This is a genomic window from Glacieibacterium sp. (genome assembly GCF_965200405.1).
GTDB lineage: Bacteria > Pseudomonadota > Alphaproteobacteria > Sphingomonadales > Sphingomonadaceae > Glacieibacterium.
Genome location: NZ_OZ241356.1, coordinates 2,663,186 through 2,683,783 on the forward strand (window position 1 = coordinate 2,663,186; position 20,598 = coordinate 2,683,783).

The following is a 20,598-nucleotide window of genomic DNA, read 5'->3' on the forward strand; positions in this document are numbered from 1 at the left end:
GGGAGGGGGGAAATGCTGAGGAGAGACGCAATGGCCGAAGCCCTGATCTACGACGCGGTCCGCACCCCGCGCGGCAAAGGCCGCAAGGACGGCAAGCTCCACGAGATCACGCCGATCCAGCTGGCGACGCAGGTGCTGCAGGCGGTCCGTGACCGCACCGGCATCGACACCGCCGATGTCGACGACGTCGTGCTCGGCTGCGTCGCGCCGGTCGGCGAGCAGGGCAGCGACATCGCCCGCACTGCCGTCCTCAACGCCGATTATGCCGAGACCACGGCCGGCGTGCAGATCAACCGCTTCTGCGCCTCGGGCCTCGAAGCCGTGAACATGGCGGCGGCAAAGGTCATCTCCGGCGAGGCGATGTTCGCCATCGGCGGCGGCGTCGAGAGCATGTCGCGCGTCCCGATGGGTGCCGATGGTGGCGCCTGGCCGATGGATCCGGCGGTCGCCTACAAGACCTATTTCATGCCGCAGGGCATCGGTGCCGACCTGATCGCCACCAAATACGGCTTCAGCCGCAACGACGTCGACGCCTATGCCGTCGAGAGCCAGAAGCGCGCCGCGCGGGCGTGGAACGAGGGCCGCTTCAAGAACTCGATCATCGGCGTCAAGGACGTCATCGGCGAGATCGTCCTCGACCGCGACGAGCATATGCGCCCGCAGACCGACATGCAGTCGCTCGGCGGCCTCAACCCGGCGTTCGAGGCCATCGGCGAGCAGATGCCCGGCTTCGACGCGCTGGCGCTGATGAAGTACCCCGAGGTCGAGCGCATCTCGCACGTCCACCACGGCGGCAATTCCAGCGGTATCGTCGACGGCGCCGCGGCCGTGCTGGTCGGCAACCGCGACATGGGTGAGAAATACGGCCTCAAGCCGCGCGCGCGCATCCTCGGCATGGCCTCGATCGGTTCCGAGCCGGCCATCATGCTGACCGGCCCGACGCCGGTGACCCAGAAGCTGTTGAAGCGGCTCGGCATGGAGGTCGGCGACATCGACCTGTACGAGCTGAACGAGGCGTTCGCGTCGGTGGTGCTGCGCTACATGCAGGCGCTGAACATCGATCACGACAAGATCAACGTCAACGGCGGGGCGATCGCCATGGGCCACCCTCTCGGCGCAACCGGCGCGATGATCCTCGGCACCGTGCTCGACGAGCTGGAGCGCAGTGGCAAGTCGACCGCGCTGATCACGCTGTGCGTCGGTGCCGGCATGGGTACCGCCACGGTAATCGAGCGGATCTAGCGTCTCACCGCCCCTCCCCTGCGGGGAGGGGCGAGAAACGGCGCAGCCGGCCCGGGGGTGGGCCCTTAATACGCATCCGCCCCGCAAGGGGAGCAGGAGAGACAGATGACCACGATCAACCACGACCTCGACGCCGACGGTATCCTGACCCTGACCATCGACCTGCCGGGCCAGTCGATGAACGTCATCAACGCCGACTTCACCGCCGACCTGTCTGCCGCCGTCGACAAGATCAAGGCAGACACCGGGATCAAGGGTGTCGTCATCACCAGCGGCAAGGCGTCGGGCTTCATGGCCGGTGCAGATCTCAAGGGCATGGCGGCCCTGATGGGCGGCGGTGCCCCGGCGGAGGGCAAGTCGCGAATGGCGACGCTGTTCGACGGCATCTTCGCCATCAACGCGCTGTTCCGCAGCCTTGAAACGTGCGGCAAGCCGGTCGCGGTGGCGATCAACGGCCTGGCGCTCGGCGGCGGGCTGGAGCTGTGCCTGGCGACGCACTACCGCGTCTGCAGCGACGATGCGCGGGTCAAGCTCGGCCTCCCCGAAGTGCTGGTCGGCCTGTTCCCCGGTGCCGGCGGCACGCAGCGCCTGCCGCGCCTGATGGGTGTCCAGCCGGCGCTGATGTACCTGCTGCAGGGCAAGACCATGTCGCCTCAGGAGGCGCTGGGCTTTAATGTCGTCAACGAGTTGGCGCCGGTCGGCGAAGCCGTGGCGCGGGCCAAGGCGTGGGTAAAGGCCAACCCGACCAAGTTCACGCAGCCCTGGGACGAGAAGAGCTTCCGCTTCCCCGGCGGCGTCGGGGCGATGAACCCCGGCTTTGCCCAGACCTTCGTCGCGGGCAACGCGATGACCGCCAAGCAAACCAACCACAATATGAACGCGCCGATCGCCATGCTGTCGGCGGTGTATGAGGGCTCGCAGCTGCCGATGGACACGGCGTTGCGCGTTGAATCCAAGTACATGGCCAAGGTGGTCAGCGATCCGCAGGCGGGCAACATGATCCGCTCGCTGTTCGTCTCGAAGCAGGCCGCCGAGAAGGGCGCGCGGCGTCCCAAGGGTATCGCGCCGATGCCGCCGCGGAAGATCGCCATGCTCGGCGCTGGCCTGATGGGTGCCGGCGTCGCCATGGTCAGCGCGCAGGCGGGCATCGAAGTGGTGCTGCTCGACCGCGACCTCGCCGCAGCCGAAAAGGGCAAGCAGTACACCGCCGACCGGCTCGCCAAGCGCCGCACCTCGCCGGAGAAGACCGCCGAAATCCTCGGGCGCATCCACCCGACCGCAGACTATGCGGACCTAGCCGGCTGCGACCTGATTATCGAGGCCGTCTTCGAGGACCGCGCCATCAAGGCGGACGTCACCAAGCAGGTCGAGGCCGTCGTTGGCGCGGACACCTTCTTCGGGTCCAACACCTCCACCCTGCCGATCACCGGTTTGGCGCAGGCGTGGTCAAAGCCCGCCAACTTCATCGGCATCCACTTCTTCTCCCCCGTCGAGAAGATGCCTCTCGTTGAGATCATCGTCGGCAAGGAGACCGGGCCGGAGGTCATCGCCAAGGCGCTCGACTATGTCGCGGCGATCCGCAAGACGCCGATCGTGGTCAACGACTCCCGCGGTTTCTACACGTCGCGATGCTTCGGCACCTATGTGCAGGAGGGACTGACGCTGCTCGGCGAGGGCGTCAATCCGGCGCTCATCGAGAATGTCGGCAAGCACATGGGCATGCCGGTCGGGCCGCTGGCGGTCAACGACGAGGTCGGCCTCGACCTGTCGTACAAGATCGGCAAGCAGACCGCCGCCGATCTGGGCATCACCGACCAGGGCCCGGGCGGGCGCGTCATCGAGACGATGCACGAACTCGGCCGCCAGGGTCGCAAAAACGGCAAGGGCTTCTACGTCTATCCCGACGCGCCGGCCAAGAAGTACCTCTGGCCCGAACTCGTCGCGACCGTGTCCGACGGCCTCGCCGAGCACCAGCCCACCCCGGAAGCAATCCGCGAACGGCTGCTGTACCGCCAGATGGTCGAATGCGCCCGTTGCTTCGACGAAGGCGTGCTCGAGACGCCCGAGGACGGCGACCTCGGCGCGATCTTTGGCTGGGGCTTTGCGCCGTTCACTGGCGGACCTTTCAGCCACATGGACACGATCGGCCTCGCCAACGTGGTCGAGATCCTCGATGGCCTTGCCGAGCGGCATGGTGAGCGCTTTGCACCGCCGCAGCTCCTGCGAGACATGGCTGCCAAGGGCGAAACCTTCTACGGCCGCGCGGCGATGAAGGCCGCAGCTTAGGCTCGACCGGCGAGGTCCGCAGTGATGAGATTGCGGACCTTGGGCCTTTTGCTGCTTTTAGCAGCGGGGTTGCTGCTGGCGTTCCTGACGGTCGGCTTTGCCGAGGCTCTGCGCGATCCGATTGTCGTCCGATATAAGGTCGGTCTGGCAAACTGGCCGGCCGGCACGCCGCCGCTGCGCATCGTGCAACTCACTGACCTGCACCGGGGACGACCCGATATGTCGCTGAAACGCCTTGCATCTATCGTCGGGCAGGCGAACGCGCTCGAACCGGACCTGATCGTGCTGACTGGGGACTATCATGGCGGCAAGGTCTGGGACTTGCCTTCCGGCAATCTGGACAACGCGATCACACCCTTGCGCCGGCTGCGCGCGCGACTGGGCGTCATCGCCGTGCGAGGCAACCACGACGAGCCGTACTGGAGCCCAGGCGTCTTCGCACGGGCCGGGATCCCGCTGCTCCAGGGTCGCTGGCTTGATGTCGGCCCGGTAATCGTGGCCGGCGTCGATGACCTGACCGGGCAAGTCGATCCTCAGCACGCCGCGGCGCGCGCAATCCGCGGGGCGCCACCAGGCAAGCCGTTGATCATGCTGGCCCATGAGCCCAGCTTTTTCGCCTGGCTGCCGAGCCGAGTGGATCTGATGCTGGCCGGGCACAGCCACGGCGGCCAGATCAGGCTCCCGCTGATCGGCAGCCGCTCGACCGGATCGCCTTACCTCGACAAACACCTGCGCGGTCAGTTCACCGAACATGGCCAGACATTGATCGTCTCGTCAGGCGTGGGCACATCGATCGTGCCGCTTCGCATCGGCGTGCCGCCCGAGATCGTGGAAGTAACCCTCGGACCTATTCGGTCGGCAGGAAGTCCGGCACCGACAGATAGCGCTCACCGGTATCGTAGTTAAAGCCCAGGACGCGCGCGCCAGCAGGCAATTCGGGCAGCTTTTGCAGGATGGCCTGCAACGTCGCGCCGCTGGAGATGCCGACCAGCATGCCTTCTACGGTCGCAGCGCGCCGGGCCATGGTCTTGGCGTCGGCGGGATCGACCTGGATGACGCCGTCGAGCAGTTGCGTGTGCAGATTGGCCGGGATGAAGCCGGCGCCGATGCCCTGGATCGCGTGGGGACCGGGCTGGCCACCTGAGATCACAGGGGACAGCGTCGGCTCGACCGCAAATACCTTCAACTGCGGCCAATGCGGTTTGAGGACCTGGGCGACCCCGGTGATGTGCCCACCAGTGCCGACACCCGTAATCAGCGCGTCGATCGGCGTGTCGGCAAAGTCGGCAAGGATCTCCTCGGCCGTGGTGCGCACATGGACGTCGATATTCGCCGGGTTTTCGAACTGCCCCGGCAGCCAGGCACCGGGTGTTGCAGCGACGATCTCCGCAGCACGCTCCAGCGCGCCCTTCATGCCCTTTTCGCGCGGCGTCAGGTCGAAGGTGGCGCCATAGGCGAGCATCAGGCGGCGGCGCTCGATCGACATCGACTCCGGCATGACCAGGACGATCTTGTAGCCCTTGACCGCAGCGGCCATGGCAAGGCCGATGCCGGTATTGCCGCTGGTCGGTTCGACGATCGTGCCGCCCGGCTGGAGGCTGCCGTCTGCCTCGGCCGCCTCGATCATCGCCAGCCCGATCCGGTCCTTGATCGAGCCGCCGGGGTTGGACCGCTCGGACTTGATCCACACCTCGGCATCCGGGAACAGACGGCCCATCCGGATGTGCGGCGTATTACCGATGGTCGCAAGAATGCTGTCGGCTTTCATCGAGTCACTCCGGCTTCGTTGATTTCTTCACTGATAGCGGATTTGGCGGCAGGAGGTGAGTCCTCGGGCGCCACGAAACGGTCGGCCCGGCGCAGCTCGGGAAACAGGAACGCCCAGATCAGCGCGACCAGCACAGCACCGATGCCGCCCAGCACCACCGCCTCGACCGGCCCGAGCCACGCCGCGGTCAGGCCGCTCTCGAACTCTCCCAGCTCGTTGGAGGCGGAGATAAACAGCATCGACACGGCGGATACACGGCCGCGCATCGAGTCCGGGGTGTGCAGCTGGATCAACGACGAGCGCACATAGACCGACATCATGTCGGCCGCGCCAAGGATGCCGAGGCAGCCCAGCGAGACAATGAGGTTGCGCGACAGGCCGAAACCGATGGTGGTCAGGCCGAAGACGCCGACGCAGACGAACATGACGATGCCGACGTTGCGGCTCAGCGGTCGACGGGTCAGCCAGAGCGCAACCGCCGCCGCACCGACGGCGGGCGCGGCACGCAGCGGTCCAAGGCCTTCGACGCCGACATGGAGAACGTCTCGGGCAAACACCGGGAGCATCGCAGTGGCGCCGCCAAGCAGCACGGCGAACAGGTCGAGGCTGATCGCACCGAGGACGATGCGGTTGCGGCGGACGTAGCTCAGGCCCTCGACCGTGGCGCGCCACGGGGAGGCGTCGGAGCGCGGCGGCAGGGGCACTGCCGTAATCTGGAACAGCGCGAACAGCGAACTGGCGAACAGCACGGCCGCGGTCAGGTACGGCGCGGCAGAGTTGGCGGCGAACAGGAAGGCGCCAAGCGGCGGGCCGACGACGGCGCCGGTCTGCATGCCGATCGAGCTCCAGGCGATAGCCGTCGGCAACATGGCGCGGGGGACAAGGTTTGGGGCAAGGGCGGAAAGCGACGGTCCGGAGAAGGCACGGCCGATGCCGATGAGGACCGCAACGATGAACAGGGCGGGCAGGGTGGTGGCGTTGTAGAGGCCGAGAATGCCGAGGAAGGCGGCGCCGCTGAACTGGAGGGCGAGCGCGGCGCGGGCGATATAGCGGCGGTCGATGCGGTCGGCCACATAACCGACGACCAGGGTCAGCATGAATAGCGGCAGGAACTGCGCCAGCCCGATCATGCCGAGCATGAAGGCCGCCTCGCGCGGTGGCATGGTTTCGCGCGAGATTGCATAGACTTGCCAGCCGATGACGATGACCAGCATCATGCCGCCGACGGTCGCCGCGAAGCGGGCGGCCCAGAAGGCACGGAAGTTTGGGATCGAGAAGGGGGACGGCATCCCGACCTGACTAAGCGGCACGACGAACCGGAGCAAGGCGGTCGCCGGACAGTAAAACTTTGTGCGACGATATTCCGGGCGCAACATTGACAGCGACCGTCACGAGTGTACTAGACATATAGCACAGTAGGACCTGGGAATGATCGAAGAGCGCGACCTCGATGCGGCCGTAGCGGCCGGCGTACTCGACGCCCCGACGCGCGAGCGGCTGGTGGTGTTCGCGCGCGAGCATCGCCGCGGCATCGTCGGCGCCGACGAAGAGCAGTTCCGTTTGCTGACCGGGTTCAACGACATCTTCGTCACCATCGCCGTCGGCCTGACGCTGTTCGCGATCGCGACGTTGGCCGGTCGCATCACCCCGGCGCTCGGCTCGGCCGGAGTCGCCGCGGCCAGTTGGGGCCTTGCCGAATATTTCACCCGTCAGAAGCGCATGGCCCTGCCCAGCATCGTGCTGCTGCTGACCTTTGCGTTCGGCGTCATGGGGACACTGACCATGCTGCTGACCGGCGGCGACCAGATGAGCTTCAGCGGCGGCGCGGTGCCGGTCGGATTGATTGGTGCAGCGGCCGGCTCGGCTATCGCGGCCTGGCTGCACTGGCGGCGGTTCATGGTGCCGATTACCGTTGCGGCGGGCGCCGGCGCCATCGTCGTGATGATCCTCGCCAGCCTGGCGACGCTGACCACCTCGGCGCGCGAACCGATGCTGCTGGCGACGGCAGTGTGCGGCCTAGGTGTCTTCGCGTTCGCGCTATGGGCCGATGCCCGCGATCGCCGCCGCGTCACCCGCTGGTCCGACGTCGCGTTCTGGCTGCACCTGCTGGCGGCGCCGCTGATCGTCCATCCGGTGTTCGCGCTGGTGGGATTGATGGACGGCCGCCCGGCCCCGGGCGCCGCGGTCACGGTGGTCGCGGTCTATGCCGTGCTGACGCTCGTGGCACTGGCGATCGATCGGCGCGCCCTGCTGGTTTCGGCGCTGGCCTATGTCATCTACGCCATCAATGCGTTGATCGGCCGTGGCGACAGCATCAGTGGCTCGTTCGCGATCACGGCGCTGATCATCGGGCTGTTCTTGGTGCTGCTGTCCGCCGGCTGGCGCCCGATCCGGGCAAAGGTGCTGGCACTGTTGCCGTCGAGCATTACCGGGCAATTGCCGGCGGCGGCCTGACGCCATCCGCCGGCCAGCGCCTCAGTCCCGGAACAGCATCGGCGCGAACTGCAGCAGGCTGCGCCGCCATGTCAGGAACTCGTGCGCGGTATTGGGCGAGACGTAGAAGGCGCTCTTGATGCCGGCCTTCTTGATCGCCTCCGCATTGGCCCGCGGATCGACGGGCGGTCCGCCCGGCGGGCCGCTACGGCCGCCTTCCAATTCGCGGCTGCCGAAACTGACGAACGTCAGCTTGAGCTTGTCGCGGTAGCCCGGGGTCTTGTCGACGTCCTCGACCGAGACGCTGCCGCCGCTCAACAGGCCCATATAGGCGAACTTGTCGAGGTTCGCCGGGACGATCAGCTTGGTCTCGAAGCCACCCATCGAAAGGCCCGCCATGGCCCGGTGCCGCTGGTCCGCGAGCGTGCGGTACTGGCTGTCGACATAGGGGATCAGCTCGTCGACTAGCACTGTCTGGAACGGCTTGATGTTAAAGCTGGCCAGGCCGCCGGGACTGCCCGGCTTGATGTCGTTGGTCATGCCATAGGTCATCACGATGATGAACGGCCGCGCCTTACCGGTCGCGATCAGATTGTCCATGATCAGATTGGCGTGGCCCTGGTTTGCCCAAGCAGTCTCGTCCTCGCCCCAGCCATGCTGCAGGTACAGTACCGGATAGCGGGTACTACCGGCCTTGTCGTAGCCGGGTGGAGTGTAGACGAAGGCGCGGCGCTGCGTGCCGGTGCTTGGTGACGCGAACAGAACCTGTTCGACACGGCCGTGCGGGACGTTCTTGAGCGCGTAGAAGTCCGCATCCTTTGCCGGAATCTCGATGCTGCTTTCCCAGCGCGTCGAGCCGTAGAAGTTCAGCGTGCCGGGATCGTTGAAGGTGCCGCCGTCGACGGTCAGGTGATAATAGTGAAAGCCCTCGTCGAGCGGTCCCTCCGACGTACCGGTCCAGGCGCCGTCCGCATCCTTGGCCAGCACGGTGCCGCCGCGTCCACCAAGGCCCAGGCTGACCTTGACCGCCTTTGCATCGGGCGCAACCACCCGGAAACGTGCGTAACCCTGCGAGTTGACCTGCGGATACTGCTGACCCGGTTGATTGACCGACGAAGGCTTGAAGTCCTCGATCACCGGGGCGGCGGGTCCCGGCGCGGCGGTCGCGGAAGTTTGTGCCGATGCCGGCAACGCCGTTGCAATGGCGATGGTTGTGGTGGCGATGGTCGCCAAAAACACAGTAGCGGTCAGTTTCAACTGAAGTCCTCCCCGATAGTCGACGGCCGGTTAGCGGCTCGTGCTGGTGAATTGTCTGAGTTGTTGCAGGTGTCTGTCTCCACGACAAGAGCAGGCTTCAATTTCCTGCCGCGGATGAGCGAATCCTTCCGCTCGTCGCAGCTCGACCGTCCAAAGAAACAAAGCCAATCCGCTCCGCACCGTCTCTACAATTGCCTGGAGCTACCAGCACCTCTGCTGCGCGATCCGGCTTCGCAGCATGGTCCATCCATATCGGGCTGCCACCTGCTAAAGCGCGCAAGCACAGGATTGACACTGAGTGACACTTCATGCGTGATATCGAGAGTTTGATCATAACGGGGGACCGTGATGAGAATACTTACGAAAGTGGTAGCGACGCTATCGACGATGTTGCTTCTCGTTCCGGTTTCCGCTGGCGCCAGGCGTTATGACGACTGGCATCATGATCATCACCACCATGATCACGATGGAAGCGCCGCCGCGGGTGTTGCGCTGGGTATCGGTTTGCTAGGCATCGCGGCCGCTGTGGCAGCGAAGAACAAGCAAAAGGCCGATGAGCGACGCGATGCATATAGTTATGGATATGCGACCAGCTATGGCGGCAACGTCTACTCGCCAGCGCGAGACGTGAACTGTTATCGCGGCGAGCGTCGCTGCTATGTCCGCGGTCAGATTTCGTACGAATGGACGGACCAGCAGTTTGGTTACGATCCTTACCGCCGGGGTTATTGATAATGCGCGTCTATGATCTTGCGCTCGTAACGGCTTTCGTCGCCTTTTTTGGAACTGCGGCGATTTCCGCTGCCGCAGTAGTGCCGTCACCGCCGCAAACGGTCAACATGGACTTGGCGGCATCCAGTGCGATCCGCTCGGTGTTGGCAGGGCAGTTCGGCGAAGGCCACATCGCCATGTTGCAGGCGCTTGGTCACCAACAGGCGGTCGCGGCAACGTGCGCGGGTTTCACGATCGATCCTCGTATTTATTCGAATGAGTTCGACCTGATCTACGATGATGCCAAGGGTAAGCCGCGTGCGCTCAAGGCCGGCGAAAAGCTGAAGTTGGAGCGCCAGGCGACGCTGGCGCTCGGCATGGCTTTCGGTGCGCAGGTCGCCATCTCGGCGAACGATCATCCCGCGTTTTGCAAAGCTGCTGCACTGGAGCGCGCCAGTGGCAAGGTCGATCATCTGGTCTGGAAAAAATAGCTGTCGATAGGCTGGCAACTTGGGTGTGCCGGTCGATACGCCGAGCCAATATACCGGAGCAGTGACCGATGATGCCGGTGCGCATAAAACCAAGCTGGCGCCCCGCCGTTGCGGTCTACCTGATCTATAACAGCATCATTTTCACGACTTGGGCCGCGGTTGGCTCGCGCTATACCGACATGGTCTCTGCACGTGTCGCGTTGACCAGCCTCGATCTCCCACTTGGTCTGGGGGCGCTGTTCTGCATCTTCGCAGTAACCAGGCTGGGCTGGTGGCGTCCGGCAACGCGCGAGGTCGTGCGAGGTGGGCCGCTGTGGGCCGCCGGCCTGGTGTTGTTCGGCATGGTAGGGATGATCCTCGTGAATGCCTCGGCGACGTCCTGGTCGAGCATCTCGCCCGGGCATCTGGCCATGCTGGTCGCCGCAGGAATACTGGTCGGCTTCAACGAGGAACTGGTGAACCGCGGCGTGATGGTGACCGGCGTGCGCGGATCGACAGCAAACGAAACCTGGGCGTGGTTCTGGTCGTCGGTTCTGTTCGGCGCCATGCATATCCCGAATGCGCTTTTCGGCCTGCCCCTGCTCGCCGGTCTTTTGCAGGGCCTCGTTGCCGCAATCATGGGTTGCGGCCTGTACGTTTTGAGGCGCGTGAGCGGGGCGATCTGGCTGCCGATGGCGATGCACGGCGCTTGGGATTTCACATCTTTTACCGCCCAGGCAACGGACGCGCATCCGGCACTCTCGCCGGTAGTCCAATCGGGCACCTACCTGCTCGCCGTCATCGCCGTGATCGCAGTTCTCTGGCGCGAGAGACGGGTGCGAGCGGCAGGTTGAATGCGCCTTGCGCCACCGCAATCTGCGACGCCTTCCAATTTTTTGGGTCACGCGACAAGCTGCCATTCGGCAACGGCGCTCATTTTAGGAAATGCTGCAGCATGGACGTGATGAAGCTCATCCAGTCGCTCGACGAGGCGCTCTACAGCGTCATGAGTTGGCTGGTATTCTATCCCCTGACGTTCTGGCGGACCATGATCCGGCCGCTTGAGATGATGGCTTATGCCGATCGGGAAGCGTCGGATCGCGGCGAGGATCAGTATGACGATGCAATCCGGCCGCCGCTTTTCCTGTTCATCACACTGTTGATTTCGCACGGCCTCGAACTTCTCGTCATGGGCCAGAACCCGCTTATCGCCGATCGCCACGGCCTTGCCGCGCTTGTCGACAGCGATTTCGCGCTGCTCGGGCTGCGCCTGCTGCTGTTCAGCCTGTTCACGCTGACGATGGCGGTCACCCTGCTTCGCCGGCAGGGTACGCGACTGACACACACCAGTCTGCGGCGGCCATTCTACGGCCAGTGCTTCGCAGCGGCCCCGTTCGCGCTGCTTATCGGCATCGGGACGTTGATGATGAGCGGCGGCCGGCCAATGCTGGACGTCGCAGGTCTCGTCACGATCGTCGCTGCCCTGGTCTGGTATCTCGGCGTCCAGTCACTCTGGTTCTCGCGAAAGCTTGGCATTTCCATGCTGGCTGGGTTCGGCAATGCCGCTCTCGCAACAATCATAAGCCTCGTGCTGTTTGTCTCCGCTGCGGTCATCATCAGTTGAATATGGCGCGGCTTTTTGCTTCGATGCCGTGCGTTTGATCGCGGTGTGCAATTCGCATCGCTTCGGCTGGAACACGGGAGAACACTTGTGAAGACGACGATCGCTGCGGCCACGATGGTGGGTCTTGCCGTTGCTGCCGGATCCGCGTTGGCTCAGACCCCGAATGACGTGAGCGATCTTGTCGGCGCCCGCGCTGCAGGCGCTGAGACGGCAATCCAGTCCCGGGGCTATGTGCTGATCAAGACAGAACCCAGCGACGATCGTACGTATACCTATTGGTGGAATGCCGACCGGCGACAGTGCCTCAGCGTTGCGACCATGAACGGCCGCTATGCCTCGATCACTACGACGCCGGCCCCGGACTGCAATAAGCGGGCTGACGCGCGATCCGACCGTAGAGATCGTCGGGACGATCGTGACGCACGTTACGACGACCGTGGCGGCTATCGCCCCGACATCGGTTATCAACAGGCCGGGCCGCCCCCACGACAGGCACCGAGCTACGCCGGGGATCGTGACCTGGCGGAGCGCGGCCCGGTGCGCGTCGGCGGCGATACGGTCGATCTTGGTCTGGTCTGCTTCGGCGACGGCCAGCGTCCGGGCCTGGCGACCACCTACGGGTGGTCGTGGAACAGCCGCCGGGATCGCTACGATTATGGCAATCGCACCGAATTGACCGCTCAGCAGTTCGATGCGTCGGTGATGATCCAGCTCTGGAACGGCGGCGGACGCATCAGCCTGCCCAAGAAGCTGATTCCGCCGGTCAATTCGAGGGGCCGCGATGGCTGGTGGGACCTGTACGATGTCGACGCCGGACCGGAAGTCATTCATGCAAAGTATCGGCTTAACGGCCTCAACAAGCCCAGGGTGACGATCAACCGCCGCAGCGGGCAGATCACGATCGAGGGTACGAGCCCCTATCTCTTTCGGGGAGGCTGCGACCTGATCGACGGCGAGGATCACCGCCGCTTCTAGGCAGCGGATGTCGGTTGGCGGTCACGAGCCGGCGTGACAAGATCGACGAGGGGATGGAGTCCGGCATGAACAGAATGATGGTTTCGGCCGCGAGCTTCATCGTCATGCTGGCGGCCGCCTCATCAGGATCCGCGCAGCAGGTACCAAAACCGATCGCGGAATGGCCGAGACCCGCCGAGTTTCCAAAGGAGGATCGGGCCGCGGCGATCCAGCACTTCCACAAGGCCCGCGACTACGCCGTTGGCGACCTGTTCGCCGATTTCGCACTCAGATGCGTGACCAACCCCAAATACCTCACGCGCGTTAACAACGAGCAATATGATGGCCATGTCGAGCCGATGCAGGTGTTCGACGATCTCTACCGGGTCGGCCAGATGGCGGTCAGTGCCTGGGCATTGAAGACGAGCGATGGCATCGTGCTGTTCGACACGTTGAACAATGAGGAGGAGGCGCGCGACATTCTCGAGCCGGCTCTTCGCAAGGTTGGGCTCGACCCGAAAGACGTCAAGTGGGCGATCCTCACCCACTCGCACGGCGACCACTTCGGCGGAGCGCCCTATTTCCAGAGGAAGGGCACCAGGATCATCGCCTCGGACCTCGACTGGAAGGCGATGGCGGCGGGCAAGGGGCGCGTGCCGGCGCCGTCGCGCGACATGACGGTGACCGACGGCCAGACGATGACGTTCGGCAAGACGGCGGTGACGTTCTACGTGACGCCGGGCCACACGATCGGCACCCTGTCGACGATCTTCCCCGTCACCGATCGTGGCGCGAAACATCTGGTCGGCTTCTACGGGGGTGCCGGCCTACCGCGCGACGTCGACGCCAAGCGCGCCCAGATCGCGTCGCTCTCGCGCTGGCGCACGATCACCACGAAAGCCGGCGTCGATGCGCAGATCGGCAACCATCCGCTGAACGACGAAGGTCTCGAACGCGACGAGCAGTTGCTCTACCGGCGCAAGCAGGATCCAAATCCCTATGTTCTCGGGCGGGCGATGTACCAAAACTATCTCGGCATCCAGGAGGAATGCGTCCGCTTCGCGCTCGCCCGCGACGGGTTTCGCGACTAGCGCCGCGTCGGTGCACTGGCGAGCGTGAGGTTGGCACGCTACAGCCTTTCGGCTGGTGCCCGAGACGGCTGGGTGCGCCCTGCCGGCCGATGTTGACCAGCGTGTCTTCGGGTCGACTTGCGTCGTTATCTTCAGTGCTTTGCATGGGAAACAAGATGAGCATCACTCTCGAACAGGCGAACACGGCCGTCGCTGCGGCGTTGGCAAAGGCCTCAGAAATGAAGCTGAAGCCACTGACCGTGGCGGTGCTCGATGCCGGTGGTCATCTCGTGGCGCTGCAACGGCAGGACGGAAGCTCGATCCTCAGGCCCGAGATCGCGATCGGCAAGGCGGCGAGTTCGCTGGCACTCGGCCTGTCGTCGCGGAAGATTGCCGAGATGGCAGCCGACCGGCCGAGTTTCGTCGCATCGCTGGGGCCGTTGTCGCGACAGGGCATCATTCCTGCTGCAGGCGGCCTTCTGATCTTCGGCGAGGGCCCGCACCCGGTTGGCGCGATCGGCGTGACCGGCGACCTTTCCGACAATGACGAGGCCGCTGCCCTCGCGGGTATCGCTGCCGCTGGCCTGAAAGCCGAACCGCAAACCTAGCAGTCGGGCTGGCCCTGATCCAAAGCCCGATGCGAGGCGTTGTTCCTGTCTCGCAGACCGGCCGGTCTTGCCTTGCCGGGACCTTTGCATCATCTCGTGTCACGATCCTTGCGGCGCTGAAGAGGGTGACGAGCATGGCTTCAAACCCGACGATGCGATCCCCGCAGGCACTGATAGTCCTACAGCCCTGACAATTCGCCCCGATGTTTCCGACAAAGACTGGATTTGAGATGAATGCCATGATCGACCAGGGCCGCTTGAAAGTCGCCGCGCCGCTCGTCGAGTTCGTCGAGACGCAGGTGCTGCCGGCGTTGGGCATCGATGCAGCGGACTGGTGGCGGGGTGTGGCGGACATCTTCGTGCGCTTCGGCCCCGAGAATGCCGCGTTGCTGCAGCGGCGCGACGACATCCAGTCGCAGATCGATGCCTGGCACGTTTCACACCGCAGCGCGGCGATCGATGCCGCCGAGTATCGCGCGTTTCTCGAAGACATCGGCTATCTCGTACCGGAGCCGGCGCCGTTCGCCATCAGCACGGCCAACGTCGATGCCGAGATCGCGACGATGGCCGGTCCGCAATTGGTGGTGCCGGTGCTCAACGCTCGCTTCGTCCTGAATGCCGCCAATGCACGATGGGGCAGCCTGTACGACGCGCTGTATGGCACCGATGCCTTGCCGGGCGCCGCAGCGGGCGGTGGCTATGATGTTGCTCGCGGCGCCCAGGTGATCGAGCGCGCCAAGGCGTTCCTCGACGACGCGGTCCCGCTTGCGAGCGGAAGCTGGAGCGACTTTGCCGGCGGCGACCTCGTGCTGGCGGATCCGGCACAGCTGGTCGGACGGTCCGGCGGCTCCTGGCTGCTGCGGCACAACGGCCTGCATATCGAGGTAATTGTCGACCGCGACCACCGTATCGGCCGGACCGATCCGGCGGGGATCGCCGATGTCCTGCTCGAGGCGGCGTTGACGACGATCGTCGACCTCGAAGACTCGATCGCCGCGGTCGACGCCGAGGACAAGGTCGCGGCCTATGCAAATTGGTTGGGCCTGATGCGCGGCGACCTGGAGGAGACGTTCGACAAGGGCGGCGCCCCGATGACGCGGCGCCTCAATCCCGACCGTGTCTACGAGGCGCCTAACGGCGGGACGTTGACCCTCCCGGGGCGCAGTACGCTGTTCGTGCGCAACGTCGGGCATCTGATGACAACGCCTGCCGTACTTCTCGACGGTGCCGAGGCGCCCGAGGGTATCCTCGATGCGATCATGACCAGCACGATCGCGCTCTACGATCTGAAGGGCGTCTCGCCGCTCCGCAATAGCCGGGCCGGTTCTGTCTATATCGTCAAGCCCAAGATGCACGGTCCGGACGAGGCCGGCTTCACCGACCGCCTGTTCGACGCGATCGAGGATTTGCTGGGGCTGTCCCGCCACACGATCAAGGTCGGGGTGATGGACGAAGAACGCCGCACCTCGGCCAATCTTGCGGCGATGATCGCGGCCGTACGAGGCCGCATCGCCTTCATCAACACCGGCTTCCTCGACCGCACCGGCGACGAGATCCACACCAGCATGCAGGCTGGCGCGATGATCCCCAAGACCGAGATGAAGGGCAGTGCCTGGATCAAGGCCTATGAGGACCGCAATGTCCGCATCGGCCTCGCGTGCGGTCTGTCAGGCAAGGCGCAGATCGGCAAGGGCATGTGGGCGGCTCCCGACCGCATGGCGGACATGCTCGAGCAGAAAATCGGTCATCCACTGTCGGGCGCCAACACTGCCTGGGTGCCTTCGCCGACGGCTGCGACGCTGCACGCCCTGCATTACCATCAGGTCGATGTCTTTGCGCGGCAGCGCGAGATTGCGGCGGAGGCCGTCCCCGGGCTCGACGCGCTGCTGTCCATCCCGCTGGCACTGGGCCGTAACTGGACCCCGCAGGAGATCGAGCGCGAACTCGACAATAATGCCCAGGGAATCCTCGGCTATGTCGTGCGCTGGATCGACCAGGGGATCGGCTGCTCGAAGGTCCCCGACATCCACGATGTCGGGCTGATGGAAGATCGGGCGACGCTCAGGATATCGTCGCAGCATATGGCGAACTGGCTGGTGCACGGGCTGGTCACGGCAGGCGACATCGACGCCGCGTTCGAGCGGATGGCGAAAAAGGTCGATGCGCAAAACGCCGGTGATCCGCTCTATCGCCCGCTTGTCGGCGGCAGTATCGCCCTGAAGGCAGCACGGGCGCTGGTCTTCGACGGCGTATCGCAGCCCAACGGATATACCGAGCCGCTGCTCCACCGGTTCCGCACCGAGGTCAAGCAAGCGGCCTAGGGGCGCCGCTGCACCTTGGGACGGTCGAGACTGGCGAGCGACCGGCAAGAGGACAGAGTTTGATGACGCACGATCAACTCACCCGGAACGAGATGCTTCGCCTCATGGCGGGCGCCGCCGCGACATGCGCCTTGAGTTCGAGCGTCCGGGGGGCTGTCGTTCCCGCAGACGGGCAGACGGAAGGTGCAAAGGTTGCCAGTCAGATGCTGAAGCGTCCGATCCCGTCGTCCGGGGAGCTTTTACCCGTGGTCGGGCTCGGCACTTACATCAACTTCGACGTGGCACCGCGCAGTGCCGAATATGCCCGGCTGCCCGCGGTGCTGGACGCGCTGTTTGCCAGTGGCGGCACGGTGATCGACAGCTCGCCCATGTACGGCAGGGCGGAGGCCACGACGGGGGAGTTGCTCGCTGGTACGAAGGCGCGAAAGCCTTTCCTCGCGACCAAAGTGTGGACGTCGGGCCGCGAGGCCGGCATCCAACAGATGACGCAATCGATGCGACTGTTGCGCACCGAGCGCATCGATCTGATGCAGATCCACAACCTTCTCGACTGGCGTACCCACATGCCCACCTTGCGGGCGTGGAAGGCGGCGGGCCGGATCCGTTACCTTGGCATCACCCATTATTCGCCGTCGGCCTATGCCGAGGTCGAGGCGGTGATGCGATCGGAAAAGCTCGACTTCCTCCAGATCAACTATGCTCTCGACGATCGGGCGGCGGAGGCGCGACTGTTGCCACTGGCGCGCGAGCGCGGGATCGCGGTGATCTGCAACTCACCGTTTGGCGGCGGTGGGCTCCTGCGTCGGCTGAGGGGCACGCCGCTGCCGGGCTTTGCGCGCGAACTCGGAGCGACAAACTGGGCCCAACTGGCGCTCAAGTTCCTGCTCGCCGAGCCGGCCGTCACCTGCGTCATCCCTGGCACCGGCAACCCGACCTACATGGCGGAGAATGCTGCAGCCGGTTCAGGTCCTCTCCCGAATGCGCAACAGCGCCGTGAACTGATCAAGCTCGCCGGATGATACGAGAAACGAGCGCGACCGATCGCTGATCCGACAGGCTGGCGGCTAACGCACCTGCCAACTAAGCTGGTAGACAACCCTGAAGCCGTCGTGATCGGACAGCTTGGGACTATTCGCCGAACCATCGAACATCGCCTCTACCCGGATCGGTCGGACCGTGACGCGCTTGCCGGATCCGAACAACTGTAAATCCTGGGTGTCCATCCACGGCTCGTCGCCGTCCCAGGATGCGCGCACGTCGCATCTGTCGGACTTCTCGATGCAATAGCGGTGGACCAGGGTCAGGCGCTGGGTACCCGCAAAGCGTTGATAGCGCAGCTCGGACCGGCGCATGTTGAAGTCGCCGCCCAGGATCGTCGGCGTGTCCGGCAGCGATTCCGACTGGATGAAATCGGCCAGTTCCGACACCTGCCGCTGGTGCGCTGCGGCGTGGCGCTGGAGCGGCACGCGCGATGCGCCCTGCGAGTTCATGTGGGTGTCGAACAGGTCGATCGTCTCCGGCACCTGGGGGATCGCGATGCGGGCGTGCAGGGCGCCCTTGTTGCTGAGACAATCGAGGCCCGCGCAGCGCCGCCCGTACGGCTCGGAGCGGGTCGCCACGATGGGATAGCGGCTGAGGATCGCGAGGCCCGACCCGGCGAGGTGAAAGCCCAGCTCGCCTTTCTTCCAGAGGTATGACCCGGGCATTCTCGGCGCCTTGGGCAGCTGCTTCCGGTCGGTTCGCGACGGCCCGGAGACGAGGTTGGGATAGCTCGTCTCGCGGACGGCTCGCACGGCAGCGGGGCTGAACATCTCTTGGATCAGGACGACGTCGGGTGCTTGCCCGGCAGCCTCCAGGGCAACGAGAGTCTTTGAAATGGCCTGCAGCGATGCCTTCCGGCCCGTCCGCGCCGGCCAGCCGAGCCCCTCGATGTTGAATGTCAGCACGTCGAGCGTGGTAGTCGCCGTGATGCCATCCGCTGCAATCGTCAGTGTCGGCGCTAGTGCGCTGGCAGCATTTGCAAAGCGCGGCGGTGGCTGCGTCGCACAGGCTGCCAGCGAAATGGCAAGCAGGAGTATTACGCGCTTCATCAGATTATCGGTCCGTCCTTTCGCCTCGACGCTCGCAGGTGAAGACAGGACGCGACATCGTGCGGGTCGGCGGATGCTCTAGCGCGGCCCTGATCCCAGCCTCTCTCGTTCCAAGATAATGCGCGAGGCAGCTGAAGTCACGGCACCCAGGATGGATGCAGGACGGACCGGTCACCCGGTGCCGCGCATCCGGCAGCAGGGCATCGGCGAATGCTTGCCGGTTGCGCTTGCGCCTAACGCTGGCGCAAGCGATAGGCCCGGGGCAATGATCGCCCGCCGCGAGCTCCTGGCCCTGATCGGTGCTGCGCCGCTGACGTTGGGCGCGGCGCGCGGCGTTCCGTTCTCGTTCGATCGGTTGCGGTCCCAAGCGGACGCGCTCGCCCGCCAGCCGTTTCGCGCCCCGCAGCCGACGCCCGGCGCCGACCGGATCGACTATGACGCGGCAAACACCATCAGCTTCGCCCCGGCCCGGGCCTTGTTCGACGATCGGCCGGGCGCGTCGCCGGTCCGCCTGTTTCCACCGCGCGCGACGGCGCCTGCGTCGGTCGCGCTGCACCTGGTCGAGAACGGCGTGGCGCAGCGAATTTACCCCGATCAGGCGCTGTTCGGGCAGGTCGCCGGTGTCGTACCACCCACGGGCGCAAGCGGCTTTCGCGTCATGAAGCGGCAGGGTGAGGGCGACTGGCTCGCCTTTCTCGGCGCATCCTATTTTCGCGCGGTCGGCCCGGAGGGTCAGTACGGCTTGTCCGCCCGCGCAGTAGCAGTCGACGCCGGTCTCGACGGCCGCGAAAGCTTTCCTGCCTTCACCGCCTTCTGGCTGGAAGCGGCGGCGGATGGCTCGCTCACCATAGACGCGCTGCTCGACGGAGAGGCGCTGACCGGAGCATTCCGCTTCCGCTGCCGCCTGACCAATGAAGGCGTGCACCAGGAAGTCGACGCTCACCTCCGCCTGCGGCGCGACGTGGCGCGCATCGGCCTCGCGCCTGCGACGAGCATGTTCTGGTATGGCCAGACGGAGCACCGTACCGCCAGCGACTGGCGTCCGGAGGTGCACGATTCAGACGGTCTTGCGCTGCTGACCGGGGCGGGCGAACGGCTGTGGCGACCGCTGACCAATCCGCCGCGCCCGCTGACCAGCAGCTTCGGAGACCGCAATCCGGGTGGCTATGGCCTGCTCCAGCGCGACCGCCGGTTCGACCGCTATCTCGACGACGCGGTTTTTTATGAGCGTCGGCCCGACCTGTGGACCACGCCGATCGGCAGCTGGGGTGCTGGCGCGGTAATGCTGTATGCCTTCCCAACGCGCTCCGAGATCGTCGACAACGTCGTCGCGTTCTGGACACCGGCCGCGCCCACGTTGGCCGGCACGGCACTGGACTATGCCTATCACCTCGACTGGCGTTCGACAGAGCCTTGGCCCAGTCCGCTCGCGCGCGTCGTCGACAGCTACACCGGCGACGGCGGCCTACCCGGCGAGGTACCGCCGCCGGGCGTGATCAAGATCGTCGTCGATTTCGCGGGTCCGTCGCTCGTCGGCCTGCGCGAGTCTGGCACGGTGGTGCCGGTGCCGAGCCTCGGACGCGGCCGGATCGTCCAGAAGGTCGCCTATCCGCTCGGCAATGTGGACGGTCGCTGGCGGGCGATGGTCGACATCGCGCTGGATGGTGGCGAGGAACCGTCCGAGTTTCGCCTGGTGCTCGAACGCGACGGCCGGCCCGTCAGCGAGACACTGCTGATGCAGCTTTTCGGCTGATCAGCGGCAGG

Annotated in this window: 18 protein-coding genes; 14 read left to right on the forward strand and 4 right to left on the reverse strand. The window is 65.2% G+C overall.

What is annotated here, in order from left to right; translation table 11 throughout:
- Positions 1-30: 30 nt before the first annotated feature.
- From ACOFKW_RS12420 to ACOFKW_RS12430, 3 genes are all read left to right on the forward strand, one after another.
- On the forward strand, positions 31-1,242 hold the full coding sequence (locus tag ACOFKW_RS12420) for an acetyl-CoA C-acetyltransferase (RefSeq protein WP_419814465.1): 1,212 nt from the start codon (positions 31-33) through the stop codon (positions 1,240-1,242).
- Positions 1,243-1,347: 105 nt separating this feature from the next.
- Positions 1,348-3,528, forward strand: a complete 2,181-nt coding sequence (locus tag ACOFKW_RS12425; RefSeq protein WP_419814466.1) for a 3-hydroxyacyl-CoA dehydrogenase NAD-binding domain-containing protein — start codon at positions 1,348-1,350, stop codon at positions 3,526-3,528.
- Positions 3,529-3,567: 39 nt separating this feature from the next.
- Positions 3,568-4,434 carry a metallophosphoesterase gene (locus ACOFKW_RS12430; protein WP_419814467.1) on the forward strand — a complete coding sequence of 289 codons (867 nt, stop codon included), beginning with the start codon at positions 3,568-3,570 and terminating at the stop codon, positions 4,432-4,434.
- Here the strand turns inward: ACOFKW_RS12430 and cysK are convergent.
- Both cysK and ACOFKW_RS12440 read right to left on the reverse strand, forming a co-directional pair.
- Positions 4,376-5,296, reverse strand: coding sequence for a cysteine synthase A (gene cysK, locus ACOFKW_RS12435; RefSeq protein WP_419814468.1), 921 nt, complete (start codon positions 5,294-5,296; stop codon positions 4,376-4,378). The genes ACOFKW_RS12430 and cysK overlap by 59 nt on opposite strands.
- Positions 5,293-6,585, reverse strand: coding sequence for an MFS transporter (locus ACOFKW_RS12440; protein WP_419814469.1), 1,293 nt, complete (start codon positions 6,583-6,585; stop codon positions 5,293-5,295). The genes cysK and ACOFKW_RS12440 overlap by 4 nt, the downstream gene beginning before the upstream one ends.
- Before the next feature lie 139 nt (positions 6,586-6,724).
- Between ACOFKW_RS12440 and ACOFKW_RS12445 the strand changes: the two genes are divergently transcribed.
- Positions 6,725-7,750, forward strand: a complete 1,026-nt coding sequence (locus tag ACOFKW_RS12445; protein WP_419814470.1) for a hypothetical protein — start codon at positions 6,725-6,727, stop codon at positions 7,748-7,750.
- Positions 7,751-7,771: 21 nt separating this feature from the next.
- Here the strand turns inward: ACOFKW_RS12445 and ACOFKW_RS12450 are convergent, their stop codons facing one another.
- Positions 7,772-8,986 (reverse strand): alpha/beta hydrolase-fold protein, encoded by a 1,215-nt coding sequence (locus ACOFKW_RS12450; RefSeq protein ID WP_419814471.1) that lies wholly within the window; start codon positions 8,984-8,986, stop codon positions 7,772-7,774.
- A 387-nt stretch (positions 8,987-9,373) separates the two neighbouring features.
- Here ACOFKW_RS12450 and ACOFKW_RS12455 point away from each other — a divergent pair, with 387 nt between their 5' ends.
- The 9 genes from ACOFKW_RS12455 to ACOFKW_RS12495 all read left to right on the forward strand — a co-directional run bounded on the left by ACOFKW_RS12455 (position 9,374) and on the right by ACOFKW_RS12495 (position 17,763).
- The gene (locus ACOFKW_RS12455) at positions 9,374-9,718 is read left to right on the forward strand and encodes a hypothetical protein (RefSeq protein ID WP_419814472.1); all 345 of its coding nucleotides are present in this window, start codon (positions 9,374-9,376) and stop codon (positions 9,716-9,718) included.
- A gap of 2 nt (positions 9,719-9,720) precedes the next feature.
- Positions 9,721-10,188: a hypothetical protein gene (locus ACOFKW_RS12460; RefSeq protein WP_419814473.1), complete on the forward strand. Its 468-nt coding sequence runs from the start codon at positions 9,721-9,723 to the stop codon at positions 10,186-10,188.
- Between the two features lie 68 nt (positions 10,189-10,256).
- Positions 10,257-11,021, forward strand: a complete 765-nt coding sequence (locus tag ACOFKW_RS12465) for a CPBP family intramembrane glutamic endopeptidase (RefSeq protein ID WP_419814474.1) — start codon at positions 10,257-10,259, stop codon at positions 11,019-11,021.
- 107 nt (positions 11,022-11,128) lie between these two features.
- Positions 11,129-11,791, forward strand: a complete 663-nt coding sequence (locus ACOFKW_RS12470; RefSeq protein WP_419814475.1) for a hypothetical protein — start codon at positions 11,129-11,131, stop codon at positions 11,789-11,791.
- 87 nt (positions 11,792-11,878) lie between these two features.
- A complete protein-coding gene (locus ACOFKW_RS12475) occupies positions 11,879-12,766 on the forward strand; it encodes a hypothetical protein (RefSeq protein WP_419814476.1) in 888 nt (295 codons plus the stop codon).
- Between the two features lie 14 nt (positions 12,767-12,780).
- Positions 12,781-13,836 carry an MBL fold metallo-hydrolase gene (locus ACOFKW_RS12480; protein ID WP_419814477.1) on the forward strand — a complete coding sequence of 352 codons (1,056 nt, stop codon included), beginning with the start codon at positions 12,781-12,783 and terminating at the stop codon, positions 13,834-13,836.
- 155 nt (positions 13,837-13,991) lie between these two features.
- Positions 13,992-14,423 carry a GlcG/HbpS family heme-binding protein gene (locus ACOFKW_RS12485; protein ID WP_419814478.1) on the forward strand — a complete coding sequence of 144 codons (432 nt, stop codon included), beginning with the start codon at positions 13,992-13,994 and terminating at the stop codon, positions 14,421-14,423.
- A gap of 230 nt (positions 14,424-14,653) precedes the next feature.
- Positions 14,654-16,744, forward strand: coding sequence for a malate synthase G (locus ACOFKW_RS12490; protein ID WP_419814479.1), 2,091 nt, complete (start codon positions 14,654-14,656; stop codon positions 16,742-16,744).
- Between the two features lie 62 nt (positions 16,745-16,806).
- The gene (locus ACOFKW_RS12495) at positions 16,807-17,763 is read left to right on the forward strand and encodes an aldo/keto reductase (protein ID WP_419814480.1); all 957 of its coding nucleotides are present in this window, start codon (positions 16,807-16,809) and stop codon (positions 17,761-17,763) included.
- A 45-nt stretch (positions 17,764-17,808) separates the two neighbouring features.
- Here ACOFKW_RS12495 and ACOFKW_RS12500 read toward each other — a convergent pair whose 3' ends face one another.
- A complete protein-coding gene (locus ACOFKW_RS12500) occupies positions 17,809-18,834 on the reverse strand; it encodes an endonuclease/exonuclease/phosphatase family protein (protein ID WP_419814481.1) in 1,026 nt (341 codons plus the stop codon).
- 265 nt (positions 18,835-19,099) lie between these two features.
- Between ACOFKW_RS12500 and ACOFKW_RS12505 the strand changes: the two genes are divergently transcribed.
- Entirely contained in the window at positions 19,100-20,587 is a 1,488-nt protein-coding gene (locus ACOFKW_RS12505) for a glucan biosynthesis protein D (protein ID WP_419814482.1), read from the forward strand.
- The last annotated feature ends 11 nt before the right edge of the window (positions 20,588-20,598 follow it).